This window comes from Paenibacillus sp. Soil724D2 (assembly GCF_001427935.1).
Classification (GTDB): domain Bacteria; phylum Bacillota; class Bacilli; order Paenibacillales; family NBRC-103111; genus Paenibacillus_E.
Map to the genome: position 1 here is coordinate 1 of NZ_LMRY01000004.1, position 14,547 is coordinate 14,547.

At 41.3% G+C, this 14,547-nt stretch carries 5 protein-coding genes; 4 read left to right on the forward strand and 1 reads right to left on the reverse strand.

The genetic code is table 11. The features are described 5' to 3' along the window. Positions 1-645 precede the first annotated feature (645 nt). The 3 genes from ASG85_RS05900 to ASG85_RS05910 are packed head-to-tail and all read left to right on the forward strand — an operon-like array spanning position 646 to position 7,331. A complete protein-coding gene (locus tag ASG85_RS05900) occupies positions 646-2,172 on the forward strand; it encodes a hypothetical protein (protein ID WP_060645642.1) in 1,527 nt (508 codons plus the stop codon). Then, positions 2,156-2,917 carry a DUF6063 family protein gene (locus ASG85_RS05905; RefSeq protein WP_235550073.1) on the forward strand — a complete coding sequence of 254 codons (762 nt, stop codon included), beginning with the start codon at positions 2,156-2,158 and terminating at the stop codon, positions 2,915-2,917. Before ASG85_RS05900 ends, ASG85_RS05905 begins: the two co-directional genes overlap by 17 nt. Beyond that, positions 2,901-7,331 (forward strand): hypothetical protein, encoded by a 4,431-nt coding sequence (locus ASG85_RS05910; protein ID WP_060645643.1) that lies wholly within the window; start codon positions 2,901-2,903, stop codon positions 7,329-7,331. The genes ASG85_RS05905 and ASG85_RS05910 overlap by 17 nt, the downstream gene beginning before the upstream one ends. Positions 7,332-7,455: 124 nt before the next feature. Here the strand turns inward: ASG85_RS05910 and ASG85_RS05915 are convergent, their stop codons facing one another. Next, positions 7,456-9,024 (reverse strand): alpha/beta hydrolase, encoded by a 1,569-nt coding sequence (locus ASG85_RS05915; protein ID WP_060645644.1) that lies wholly within the window; start codon positions 9,022-9,024, stop codon positions 7,456-7,458. A 632-nt stretch (positions 9,025-9,656) separates the two neighbouring features. Here ASG85_RS05915 and ASG85_RS05920 point away from each other — a divergent pair. Continuing rightward, positions 9,657-14,429 carry an S-layer homology domain-containing protein gene (locus tag ASG85_RS05920; RefSeq protein WP_060645645.1) on the forward strand — a complete coding sequence of 1,591 codons (4,773 nt, stop codon included), beginning with the start codon at positions 9,657-9,659 and terminating at the stop codon, positions 14,427-14,429. The last annotated feature ends 118 nt before the right edge of the window (positions 14,430-14,547 follow it).

The window sequence follows — 14,547 nt, forward strand, 5'->3', positions numbered from 1 at the left end:
CACGACCTGTATTCTCAGTTCGTCAAACTTGCTATGCTTTACCCTCATACGAACAACCTCCGGCTAATTTCATTGTATTTTCTTAGCCTAAAAGTGTCTAACTTAATTAGGGGGCTTTATAGAAATGTTGTACAAACTGCAACTTCAACGTACAAAATAGCCTTTTGGCATATGAATTGTTGCAGAAATTGCAACATTGGTAATTACAATAGTCGATCGCATTAGCATTCAAGGCTAGCTGTGGTTAAAGCTAACCAAGAGGGCAGGGCACTTTCTGAGCACCATCTTTTAACAGCTTAATCCAGGTCTTCCTTTGAAGTGTAGTGTCACGAACGGGGGTTCAGTTCAGAAGTGGCTGAGGGATAGCCTTTTTTGCGTTTAATGAGTACAAACATTCGCCCATGGTGCTATACTAAAACGTGACGAAAAAAAAGGTTGGAAATTGAAGTGGAAACATCAGTATGATAAAGTCTGTTTGGGCTTAATCGCTTAAACAGGCTTTTTCTATTGGATGGATGGAACTACTTCCCAATGGCCTACCAATCCTTCAACCTTTGAAATTTTGATATAATAGGCATATATTCTCAAACAGGAGCAAGAAATATTACCCACACACGAGCTTTGTACGATTTGGAGGCACACAGCATGGATTACATAGAAATTGGTCAGGTTGTTTCCGGGTTTCGGGAACGTATGACCAAGCTGGCACTTTTTGATCCTCTCTATGAGCTTCAGAGAAAGCGGCAAACCGATCGGCAAAATAAACCGATAGATTTCATGGAGCTTGGGCTGTTGACGCTGCTTTACTTTTTTGAGCAGAAGTTGATGCGAAACAATAAGGTGGGTGTCAAAGACTTAGCCGAGTTTCTTTTGAAGGTGACAGGGATTTTCATCGATTTGGATGAAGCCGAATTTGAGGATCTGGCAAGGCAGATCACGCAAGTTTTTCGTCCAACGACAGGGAAAAAACGGGATTTCACCTTTATGAATTGGGAATCCGGCCAGTCGGAGCATATTTATATATCGATTCTGAAAGCGAATGCCTTCGACTTAAAAACGAATACGCAGTACTACACGCTCGACGAAGATGGGTTGGAGCTTATTTTTGCGACCAAGGAATTTTATACCGAATTTCAATTATCAATTCATCAGTTGGTACTGCGCAAGCAATTGGAAAAGGGCGAGTTCGAAGGAGCCCTGCGGCAGATTAATGAAATGCGGATTGATGTGGAAGCTTTGCAGGAGCGGATGGTCAAGCTGGAGCATGAGTTGAAAAGAAATATCGTGTCGGAAGAGACGTTCGGACGTTATAAAGGTCTGCTCGACGATATTTATTTGCGCTTGCAGATGGAGAACGAAGAATTCGAAGAACTGCGGCAATTCGTGAAGGAGACGAAGGATCGCGTTCAGGCACAAACGGTTAGACAAGCAGATCAACGGCCTTATGAGTTAATTTTACGTATATCCAATGAGCTGGAGAAGGTTCATGGCGAGCATTCGGATCTATTTCATGAAAGTATGGTTTTAAAATCACATGCACTTGGCGCAGCGCAAGAATCTTTATATTATACCGGGTTGGATTCCTTTAATTTTGATCAGGATATTGCTTCTCTTATCTTTAGTACGCCACTGCCTTTGGAGACGATGAAAGGGGTGCTGGCCCCGTTCTTACCAGTTCAAGAGACGAAGGCGTGGTCGCTTTTGACGGTGTGGGCTGAGCAAAATATGCTAGAAGATGGCAGTGGACAAGAACGGGATGATAAGTTCCTGGAACTTGGCGGAGACAGCGACGAATACCGTTACCAAACGATGCAGAAAAAGTTGTACAAGCTTCTGATGGAGCAGCTGCTGCAAATGATGGAAGAGCAGGGCCAAGTTGAATTAAAACTGTTTATTCAGCTGTTCAAAGAGAGCGAGCTTGCAAGATTGCTGGGCGAAAGAGCTTTCTATGATTTCTGGATCTATCTGCATCAAAGAAGCCCCCTTCGGGCGGATGATAGGGATAAGCAGCAGAATGAAGAGCAGGGGACGTTGCTGGAAGATATGTATATGCTTCTGGGAAGCCGCTGTCTGGTCATCATTGAGCAAGAAAATATTATTAAGGTAAACGATAGATTTAGCATTCAGAATATGTTGATTTCGTGGGGAGAACAGGATGACAATTGGACTTGAAAATGGGACAGTAATGAGAGCTTTTCGCATCTATACCTTGTTAGCTCGCGATAACGCAGTTGGCAAAGAGCGGCTCCAAGAATACATGGCCGACGATGTGGTGCGAGGGCTAGTGGATCAATTCGCGCGAGAAGTCGATTGCGTAACGGTTATTGCCGGCGAACAGCTGTATATGATTCCAGAGACACGGTTATCGCCTTTTCATATGAACAACGAAGTGATTAAACGTACCTATCTGCGAGCGAATGCCGTGAATGCGGATCTTTATCTGATGTATGTCAGCATTATTGTGTTGATTGGCGGCTTTTATGACAGCTACCAAACGATGGAGCCGACGAGAAGTTTTATCGGAATTGAAGAGTGGACGGAACTTGTGAATGAGCGAATAGCGTTATTGAAGACGCATCCTGAAGCTGAACTAAGAGAGATGGAGCAAGAGTTTTCCTATAACTGGACGGCCTTGATTGAAAAATGGAGTGCCATGGACGATATCAAGGAAACAGCTGCGAGGCAAAGCGGGAATACGATTAGCCGGGTTAGCTTTATGGATTCTGTCCGCAAGTTTCTCGTCGCGCAAGAGTTAGTGATCGATATTGGCAACCAGGAAATTACGTTAACCGAAAAGGCGAAAGTGGTCGTGCAGCGTTATTTTATGGAGCTGGAATATAACCGTGGCATTTTGGAGTTTTTATATCAAAGCAATACGTTTGAGGAGGAGGGAAGCGAACATGCCAGCCATCTCTAAAATACGTTTTACCAATGTGGTCTATGAGGATGGAAATAAGCGCTACAACGATGAATTGTTTCATTTCGATGGGCATAATGGCGCGATTCTTCTGGAAAATGGAGGGGGCAAGACGGTTTTTATCCAGTCTGCCATTCAAGCCATACTGCCGCATGCGGAACTTGCCGGACGTAAAATGAAGGATACGTTAAGTCTCGAAAACGGCCCTGCGCATATCGCGATCGAGTGGATTCTGAGTGAACGGCCACGGAGATATGTGGTCACTTGCGTTAGTTTGTTTCTAACAGCAACGGGGGTAGATTCCTATCGGTATGTCTATGATTATCCGGAGCTTGATGCCGATGCCATTGATCGGATACCTTTTGTCAAGGAAAGTGCAGGCAGCCTCCGAGCAGCCGATAAGGGCGAAATCCATGATTATTACCACCAAATGACGTCGAAACGGATGAACGCGAAGCTGCCGTCATCGATTAAAGAATACAAAAAAGTATTGGAAAACGATTACCACATTATCGCATCAGAGTGGGATCGAATTGCGAAGATCAATAGCTCAGAGGGCGGTGTAGAGAGCTTTTTTGATGAATGTAAAACGACGAGTCAATTGTTCGATCGCTTGTTGATCCCAACGGTAGAGGATGCGATGGCCGGGTATGAACAAGGCGAGTTCGCGAATAATTTTGAAATGCACAGGGACAGCTTCAAAAAATATAAAGAATTAAAAGAAAAAATCGAAGAAAATAAGAAGATCCTCGTTGAATTGGATGGCTATGTGCTTCATTTTGCCAAAATGGATGCCAAACAGATGGCTTATGCAGCTGCCCAGGCTGAAACGAAGGCCTATTGGTTATTAGTGAATGAGCATAAAAATGAGGAAGCCTCTAAGCTTTCACAATGGCACCGGCAAATGGCAGAATGCGATCAGCAGCTGCTGTTATTGGCTCGGAGGAAAGAATCCCTTCAGATTGCCAAGCAAAAACAAGATCAATCCGCTTTGGAAACAAAGCTGAGATTGGTCGAGGAAGACGTTGAGCGGAAAGAGGCGCAAGTACGAAGTGCTAAGCAGCACTACTATTCTCTGCGTTTGGCTGACTACAAGCAGCAGTGGACCTCTGCAGAAGAGCGCATGAATTATTTGCAGCGCGAACTTGATCAGTTCGGTAATACCCAAGAAGAGGGGGATCTTCGCGAAGCATGGAACAATAATAGCGGGCAAATTCGCAGTATTTACAGCAAGATGGAGCAAGAGTGGCAGGTGGAAGAAGAGAAACTCAGGCAGGAATTAGATGCTCATCAGAATAGGACGGCTTTAGAGGAAACGATTCTGAGAGATCTGTCGAGCGAACTTGAGGGATTGAACAAGCAGCTCATTGAACATAGATCCATTGTGCAGGCCCGCGAGAAAGATAAAGAAGTGCTTAGAGCTAATGTTTTGGCAAATCCAGCAGTCGAGAGCATGGAAGGCAGTATGACGGATTGGATTCAGCGTTATCAGAAGTTGGATGACAGCAATGTGCTGCTTGTGCAGAATAACAAGGATTTGGCATTCGGTAAAGAGGAAAGCATGAGAGAGCTGGAACGAGTGAGTGAAAGCCTTAAGATCGCCTATGTGGGACGCGCCAGCTCGGAGCAAAATCTCGAAGCATTTAAAAAAGAGCATCAATCCATGCTTACCGAAATTTCTGCGTACAGGTCATCATGGGGGAGACTCTCATCCGTATATGAGAAGCAGAGTTCGATTGAAGAGCGGCTTAGGGAGGATTTGGAAAAGCTGCACCTGCAGAAAGAAGCATATTTGCTGAAAGAACGTCTCGCTTTCCGGTATATCGATGATTACAGCTACCAGCATACATTTTTTGCGGATACCTATGTGGCAGGCTTGGTAGACAAGTGGAGAAATCAATTCGCGTTATTGGAGACAGGCATTCAATATTTGCAGGGCTTAGACCTAAGCGAGCGGGCAATGACACATCCTCTGTGGTCAGTGACTTTGATTACGACAGAAGAAGAGGTTGGGTTATTAACGAGCAAGCTTGGGCAGTATGCGGAGGATATGCAGTTTCCGATTCAAGTCATCTCATCGCAGGAAGCATCACGTCTAGCCAATATGGATACGCCGATAGCTGTGCAAGACAAAGCTTGGGTTGAACCGCAGCATTGGCGTGAAAATGCCGATGTCGCTGAATTTGCGAGCTGGAAACGAGCGATATCTCAAAAAGGTGAAGAGGTCCTGACAGCACGTAAAGTAAAGGAAAGCGAATTGCAGCGTACTTCTGATTTACAAACCTCTTTCAGTCGATTCACTGCTTCATACCCTCTAGAGGTCGTACAAGAAATGGAAAGGCAAGTTGGACTTAAGCGCGAACAAGTGCGTGAATTAGAAAGCCAGGAGGATTCCATCAGGAAATCCGTTCGTCAGGCTGAGCAAACGATTCAGCAGCACAATAACATCATGGACGAGCAAAAAGGTGAAATGGTTCAGCTCCAACAGTGGATTGAAAAAGGACGGACATATGTCGAGCTGGGGAAAGAAATCGCTGCATTGAACGTGGCGATTGATCAGCTTGTTGAACAGGCAGAAGATCAGCAAAGCAAGTTGGATAGCAGGCAGCGCTCTATGGAGCAAGTGAAGCTGCAGATCGAATCAGTGAAAAGCAGCATGAACTATTTGAGGACCGAGAAAGCGAGTCTTCAAAGTCAAGATACGTATATAGAGACTCTCGATGTACAGCCGATTGAAACGAATCATAGTTTAGATTGGTTGAAAACAGAAAGAAAAGATTTGCATCTCAAGTTAAATCGCATATCTCAAGGACGTCAGCAGCTTGAAACGGAGTGGAATCATGCCAAGACCAGCAGAACAACGCTGGAGAAGGAGATGAACAAGCTTCGACTGGAACAAGCGGACTTGGATTTGAATGAGGATCTTGCGTTTTCTGTGACCGGTGAAGACCAGATGTCGCAGCTGTTATCGGAGCTCAAGGACCTTGAATCTCGGTTGTCTCGTGACAAAGAAGAATTTACGCGAGTTGAGAAGCAATTTGATGCACTAGCGACGACAATTAAACTACTCATTGAGCAGTATGGCGCTGCGCATTCGGGGGGGCTGCCTGTAACCTTTACAGAGTCGCTGACAGTGGTGGATGATCAAGTTCAAAGCGAAGAAACACGCCTGCATCAGCAGAAGACGGGATTACAGCAGCAGCATACACAAATTCAGGCCCAATTAGGTAAAATCGAAGACGTTATCCAATACTTAAATCAATATAAAATCATGCATGGGTTTGAAAATTCACTCATTCAGGCGTCATTAATCACGCAAGAATTGAAAGCCGAGTTTCTGAATGACAGGATGAAAATGGTCCGAAAATCCGTGACTTTGTTATCCGCCGTTATGAAAGAACTGGAAGCCGAAGAGTCTTCTGTGAAAAAAGCCAGAGTTCATTTCGTTGATTTTTGCCGGAAACAAATCAAAGATATCAAAATGAGAGATATGGCCGAGCAAGGTGTCGAGAAAAAAGACAACTATCAGGAGTTAATGCAATTTCAACAGAAAATGCACAGCCGGATTGAACGTGTCAATCATGTCGCAGAAGAAACGATGCGTACACACAATCAACAGCTGGAACAGTATATTATTCATGTGCATAGCCATATCAAGCTGATTGCTTCTGAGCTTCGAGATATTCCTAATAAAACGAGAGTCAAGGTCGAGGATCAGTGGAAGCACATTTACTCGTTTCAAATTCCGGAATGGGATGAGCTTGAAGCCAAGGACCATCTGCGCAAGCATCTGGAGTGGATTTTGGCCGAACTGGACAAAGGTCATTACCTTGATGACAACGGTCAAGAAGTGAAATCGACGGTTCGCAAGGAGATCGAAAAATGGTTGGATACCAAGCAGCTACTGCACATTGTTTTGCAAGAAAGGCCGATGAAAGTATCCTGCCGCAAAGTAACCAATGAGAATAACGTGACGAAGGCCTCCTTCTCTTGGGAGCAGTCTAATAATTGGTCCGGCGGGGAAAAATGGAGCAAGAATATGACCTTATTCTTGGGATTACTTAACTATGTCGCCGAGAAACGACAGCATATTCAAGCGAATATGAAAAGACATCGGACCGTGATCCTGGATAATCCCTTCGGAAAAGCATCGAGCGACCATGTATTAAGTCCTGTATTTTTTATAGCCGAACAGCTTGGGTTCCAAATTATCGCGCTCACCGCGCATGCGGAAGGGAAATTTCTTAAAGACTATTTCCCTGTCGTCTTTAGCTGCAGGCTTAGACAAGCGGCTAATGGAAGCAAACTAGTCATGACCAAAGAAAAGGAAATTAATCAGGCCTATTTCCGTGATTATGCGCCGATTTCACTGGAAAGATTAGGGGATGTCAAGCAGATGGAGTTATTTATATAGCGGCTTGAAAAGTAAATAAACCTTAAGAAAGTCTGCCTGATCTCCCGCAATTACGCATCGGAGATCAGGCAGACTTTTTGTTACTTCTGAAAAACCTTGATTAAGCAGACTACTAGGGGGATTATTATGTTAATTCTTGAAGAACAGCCTGTTTCTTCATTTCCCACTCATTTGTGTTACTTTTTTTTCCAGACTTTAACAACAGTTCAATCATCCAATCGTAGTACCTGATTTCATGCTTCCTTAAAAATATGGCATAACTAACGAAATTCATTGCTTTCTCATAGTTTAATTTTTCTTGGTGAAATAGTATGAAATATTCAGTTAATTTGAGTAATTTTCTTTCAATATTATCTCTTAAGGTTAAAATCCAATTATCATAATATCCGCTAAGCCAATCAAGTGGTAAGTTTTCGATGATATCTAAAACCAATTTTTCCTTTTTTTTAGGTATCTCTTCGTTAGCAGCTCGGTGAAGCATTTCAATTAAATCATTTAAGTCACATTGGATTTGCCCCTTGAGGTAAATATGCTCCCTGTCTGTGTGTAGAAAACTAAATTGGTCCGTATAAATTAATTTGTTTAAATAATTAAGCGATACCCTGAGATTATTTTGAGCTTTACCTATTTCTAGATCTGGCCAAAATTCATCATAAAGTTCTTCACGTGTGGATGTGGGATGCAACAATAGATATATAAGTATTTTTTTTGCATTTCTTTTATTCCATCCCTCTAGAACTTCGGTATCATTAATGTAAACACGAAAGGTCGTTAATACCTGGATTTTCAATATGCCTGTTTGTTGTTTCTTTTGTTTACGGTTTTTAATTATTTCAAATAATTCTTCTTTTGTATCAATAAGCAATGGATCATTATATTGAGTGCAAGGTGTTGACAGATCTGGTGATTCTAAAAATCCAATGATCTTTTGAGCAGTTTCCTGTGGTTGATCAATAAAAGTTACATTTGAAGAGTTGGCAATTGTGATAAAGGTTGATTTAGGAATTAGGCTGGACATAACTCCTGACAAATATGGTTGTAGCAAGAGATCTGAGGATCCTGCCATGACCAGCGTTGGTACATGGAGCAATGAAAAATCATCCAATGATGGTCTTGCATCAATAAATAAGTTGAAAAGTTCAAAGTATTTTGTGACTATAACTCGTTGATATGCATTGTGAAGTAAATGAACTTCTTGTGAATCGGATGGTTTATTCGAAATCGTTTTAACTAAAAGAGATGATAAGGGCTCAATAGATGTTCCGCTAGCTAGGGAATGTCGGAATTCAACGGATTTCTTGAGTACATTCTCAGAGTAAAATCCAGGTGTAGAAATAAGCGTTAGTGATAGGATAGAGTTTACATTTTTTAGAGAGTAGTATATTCCGATAATGCCCCCAATCGCATGCCCGACTAGATGAAAACACTTCATTTTTAAATCTGAAATAACTTCATTTAAATCCTCACACATTAAATCCCAAGTAAAAGGAATGTCTCCAGCAGAAGTTAATCCATGTCCCCTTAAATCGTACAAGACAATATTATATTCTCCTTTTAGAAAAGGGACAATGTAATGCCAAGTTGTTAGATCTAGGCCTAAGCCGTGTATAAATACAATGTATTCCGCATCTATTTTCTCAGTTAAGTGAATTTCTCTATGTATTGTCACGTCATTGTTATGTAAGTTATTCAAGTTGCCTCCGAAAAATGGGATATTCTTGTAATGATAGTGTAATGGTGGAACTGGTAGTATTGTACTATAGATATGACAAAATAACTAATATCTAATCAATTTTTATTGTTTGATAGTTCGTCGGTCGGTTTTACCTAAGTGAAAAGACCTAATTTACTGAGGGTATTTATTTTTTAAACTTTGTTTTACCAATTATTAGGTACTAAGGATCATGGAACATTCGTTCCTATTAATGAAAAGCTAAGTAGGGTATGTGAGCATTTTGTGTCGAAAAGTGCATGTATCCACGATGCTGCTGACTGAAAAGCTAGAGAAAAAAAGTTTCACGGAAAGGGATGGGTGGATGGGAATCGGGACATTTAAGCAAATTTGATTGAAATACAAGCGACAAGCCCTGTGGAGGAACTAAGTATGCATGAAAGCTCAAATGTCGAACAAGGTATTTGTGAGGATGTGGAGCAATCCGCAACATAGAGGATTTAAGAAGTTTTAAATCTGCAAACGAAGATATTCACGGCGAAAGCGAAAGCGGTTATTTCTGTAAGGATGCTTGTCCAAAGAAAGGTTAAGTTTTATTTTATAGAAGTTATGTCCAAATCATACAATTATAATAATCGGAGGAACACAAAAAAATGAAGAAAATTTTACCAACAATTGTATCAACAGCTATGCTATTATCCCTTACAATTCCTGCACTAGCAGAAGAAACTAATCAATTCTCAGACATTACTAATTCATTCGCTAAAGACGCAATCATTCAGCTTCAAAAAGATGGCGTTCTAACAGGTATGGACGCTGAACACTTTGATCCGAAAGGCACGCTTACACGCGCTCAATTCGTTACTATCCTAGTAAAAGCTTTAAAACTTCAAATTGATAATAGCGCTGTTTCTAGTTTCACTGACGTTGAAGGTTGGGCAGTACCTTACGTTGAAGCAGCTAAAAAATATGGCATCATTGATGGCATGGGTGACGGTACTTTCGCACCAAACGGAACTGTAACACGCGAACAAACGGCTGTAATTATGGTTAAGGCATTGCAAAAGCAAGGTAAAATCGAAGATTCAGCAGAATTGACATTCACGGATGCTGATAAAGTATCTGATTGGGCTAAAAAATATGTTGCACTTGCTCTTAAATACAAATTGGTTTCTGGTAATCCAGACGGTTCATTCAATCCGCAAGGCAATGCAACACGCGAACAAGCTGCACAAATGGGTTCAAACTTCATTAAAGGCGCAGAAGAAGTTAAAGACCAACAAAAACCAGAAACACCACAACCAACACCTTCGACGACACCTGCTCCAAGCGCAACTCCTGCACCTAGTACTGGTGGCGGTGGCGGTGGTAGCACAGGCGGTGGCGGCGGTGGAAATAACACAACTCCGGCAACAACAAGCCTAACAATCACGGCACCTAATATTTCGAATGCTGTTCAAGGTACGCAATTTAATTTAGCCGTAACAATGAAAGGCGCAATAGAATCAGACCATGCAAATGATAAAGTAAGACATTATGTAGCCATTAGTGGTCTGACTTCAAGCGATATCGTCTTGACCGCAGTTAATGGTGTGGTTCCAGTAGTCGTTCAAGAAGGTACAGCGACTTTACCACTAATAATTGCAGCCGGATCAGCAGACGGTTTTAGATTGGGCGATTTTGTTTCCCAATATGCAGCAGGCGTAACAACTACGTACCCTGTCACTATTAAAAAAGTAGGCAATTATACATTTAATTATAGCCTAAAAACGGTTGGCGCTAGTCCAGTAAGTCTAGTAACGGGAGCAAGCACAGTGGCAGTTCAAGCTTCAACTACTACGCCTGCACCTGTAGTAGTTGACGGAGTAAGCATGAGAAATCTTACACAGTCCGAAGTAGCTGCAAATGGTAAAACTTCTTCTGGCGGTATTGAAGCCGTTGTTACTAATAGTGATGTTCCAGATTCCGTAAAAGACTTTAAATATATTGCTGTTCGCGGTTCTAGTAATGAACGCACAAACCTCACTTTAAATGATTTGGTACTAGGAGAGAATGAACGTACTGTAGAAAAAGGAAATAGTACAACAGTTTTTAATTGGGCTTTTTCAGTTTATAGCCTTGACCAAGAATGGTTTACAGTTATGTTCTATGATGCAAACAAAAATCCAATTGGTTACTACCAAAAAAATCAAGTTGTCGATTTCTTCCCTGCTGAACTAGGTTCGATATCATACCTAGTTGGCAAAGGGCTAGATGATGTTCTTTTTGCAGAAGACGTTGCTAGGGCGCGTGAGCGTTACGAAGAGTTAAACGAGCAACAAAAAGCATTAGTATCAAACTACAATGTTTTGTTAGCAGCAGAAGCTTTGCTTGAAAATCCAACGCCTGCAACTTTAGAATTGACTGCCATTGGTATCTTTTCAAGTAATGCTAATGACAAAACGATAGCAGTTAAAGGTGACACAGTTTCAGTATTGTTCCTATCCACAGAAGAAACGTTTATGCTTGACACTTTCAAGATCAACGGAAAAAATCCTACTTCATTTACATCAGAGCTAAAAAGCGGTAAATGGCTAAATCAAGCTAATTACGTTCTTGATGGAACTGAACCAGAAGGTCTTGTTACTTTCAAGATCAACGTAAAAAATAGTGCAGGCACATTATCAAAAACTATTGAAACTACAACAATTGGCGGTAGCGTTACAGTGGTAGTGCCTGTAGTAGAATTGCCTGATACAACAGCAATTGATACAGCTATTGCAGCAGCAAATGCAGCCAAAGCAAATGTTGAAATCAGTGTTAACGGATCAGATGTTGAAGTAACTTCTAAATGGGTAACAGAAGAAGTTAACGATGCATTAGTAGCTGCTATCACAGCGGCAACAACTGCTAAGGCTACAGCAACAACGGCACTTCAAGTAACGAACGCAGCAGCAGCATTAGATGCGGCGGTAGTAACGTATAATGCAGCTAAAACAAACGGAACAAAAGTATTGGTTGATACAACAGCACTTGACCAAGCAATTATTGCCGCTGAGATAGCTAAACAAGGTGTAGCAATCAGTGTAAATGGTACAGAAGTTCCAGTAGCATTCTCATGGGTTACAAAAGAGGTTTGCGATGTATTAGACGCAGCGATTGCAACGGCTAAACTTGCTAAAACAAATGCAACAACAACACAACAAGTAACAGATGCAGTTATTGAGCTGAATGACGCGGTACTAGTTTACAGCGCAGAAGTAAAAAATGGTACTTATGTAGCTCCTGTATTAGATACAACGGTAATCGACACAGCAATTTCAAATGCTAACACTATTAAAATGAGCTTCGAAATCAGCACAAACGGTAATGACGTTATACCTGCTGCTAAATGGGTAACACAAACAGACTTCAACACTTTACAAGCGGTAATACTAGCTGCTACGACTGTAAAAAATAATGCGGCAACCCAACAAGAACTAGATGATGCAGTAACATCATTGAATCTAGCCGTTGAAACCTTCACGGCTGCTGCACAATCTGGAACAAAGCCGCCGACTCCACTTGACACAACTTTGTTGGACGAAGAAATCACAAAAGCGCAGCTTCTACCTTCTTCGGTTCAAATTAGCTTAAATGGTTCTGACGTTGATCCGGCGAAACAATGGGTAACAACAGAAGTTAATGAGACATTGCTTGCTGCAATTACCGCTGCTCAAAACGCTAAATCAGCCGCAACAACGCAACATGAAATTACAGTAGCAGTAACAGATTTAAGTACTGCTCAACAGGTTTTCGAAAGTGCCAGAGCTTTTGGAACTAAAGTCCAACTAGACACAACATCACTTGAATTATCAATTCAGTCGGCTACTCTTAGTAGTGCCGCAATATCAGTTAGCGAAAACGGCTTAGACATTCCAACTACTAAATATTGGGTAACAGAAGACGTTATGAATACATTTAACGCGGCGATTCAAACCGCTACAGATGTAAAAACTAACGCAGATACGCAACAAGAAATTGACAATGCAATAATAGCGCTACAAATGGCTCAAGGTATGTTTTCAGTAAATCAGCAAAAGGGTACGCTTGCTGATCCAACGCTTACGACTGTAGCGACAGCGGAAGAATTAGCAACTGCTTTAACGGATACCTCTGTAAAAACAATTAAATTGAGCGATGATATTACTTTAGCTGCTGATTACTTGATGATTAATCGCGCAGTAACTATTGATGGAGGAAATTATCATTCAATCAATAAAGGTATCGCGGTAGAAGCTTCCAATGTTATCATCAAAAATATTCAAATCACTCCATCTAAGTTCTACACTGTAGAAGGTTTTGATTGGTTCTATGGAGTAATGGTTGGTGATGGTATGACAGGTGTACAAATTAATGATAGTCTTATTAATGGTATAAATGGGATTGATTCTATTGGTATCAGCGATAAAACAGGAAGCAATGGTACTCAATTTACTGTAAGCGGAACTAGCATCAGTAATGGATGGATTGGTATTATCGTTGATAGCCCAAACACTACTGCTACACTTACTGGTAACATCATTAATGATGAAAAACATGCAATCTCATTGGAAAATGCAACGTTAGGTAAATTAACCGTGACAGGAAATACGATTAATAGCCCGAAAAAGTTGAGTGATGGTGTTACAAATGGTGATGGAATCACATTGCCAAATGGTGCGCCAGAAACAGCGAAAGCTCCAGTACTAGCAGCTAACTTTTTCTCAGGTGTTGCAGAAGGTAGCGAAGTTGTAATTAAAGTTGCAGCAGTATTGCCAGTAACTATCAGCAATATTAGTATCACTTCAAGCAATGCAGACCCTAGATATGCTGTCACAGGCGACACAGTTACATTAACGTTCCGTACAGCAGAGCAAGTTACAAAGCTTGGTAGCTTTAAAATTAATGACAATGATCCTACTGATTTCACAAGCGTTTTGGATGGCAGCGACTATCTAAACACAGCTACATACACCATAACTGATTCTGACCTTGATACACTAATGACTTTCAAAATCAACGTTCAAAATGCATCAGGCGTTAGTTCTGCAACAACAGAAGCAACAACAGACAATAGCAAAGTACAAGTATTGAAAGCAGCTATTATCTCCAATGTTCATATCGAATCTAACAATGCTGATACAACAAAAGCAGCAGCAGGCGACACAGTAACTTTAACATTCACATCATCGCAAGGAGTTTGGGCGTTAAATGATTTCTTGATTAGTGGAAAAACTCCTACTACGTTTAATCTTGCAGGTGACTTTGGTGGTATCAATACTGTAACATACGTCTTAGACGGAACTGATCTAGTAGGTCTTATGACGTTCCAGATCAACGTTAAGAATGTAGCAGGATTGAATTCTGCACCAACCGCAGCGACAACAGATAGCAGCTCTGTAACGGTTATAACATCTACACCATAAAGACTAGTCTTCAATATAATCACTTCCTATAAACGGGAAGTGGTTATATTTTGCCCAATTAAAGAACATTCGTTCCCATTTTGACTACTTCACAAAACTCGTTTTTATACATATGTAT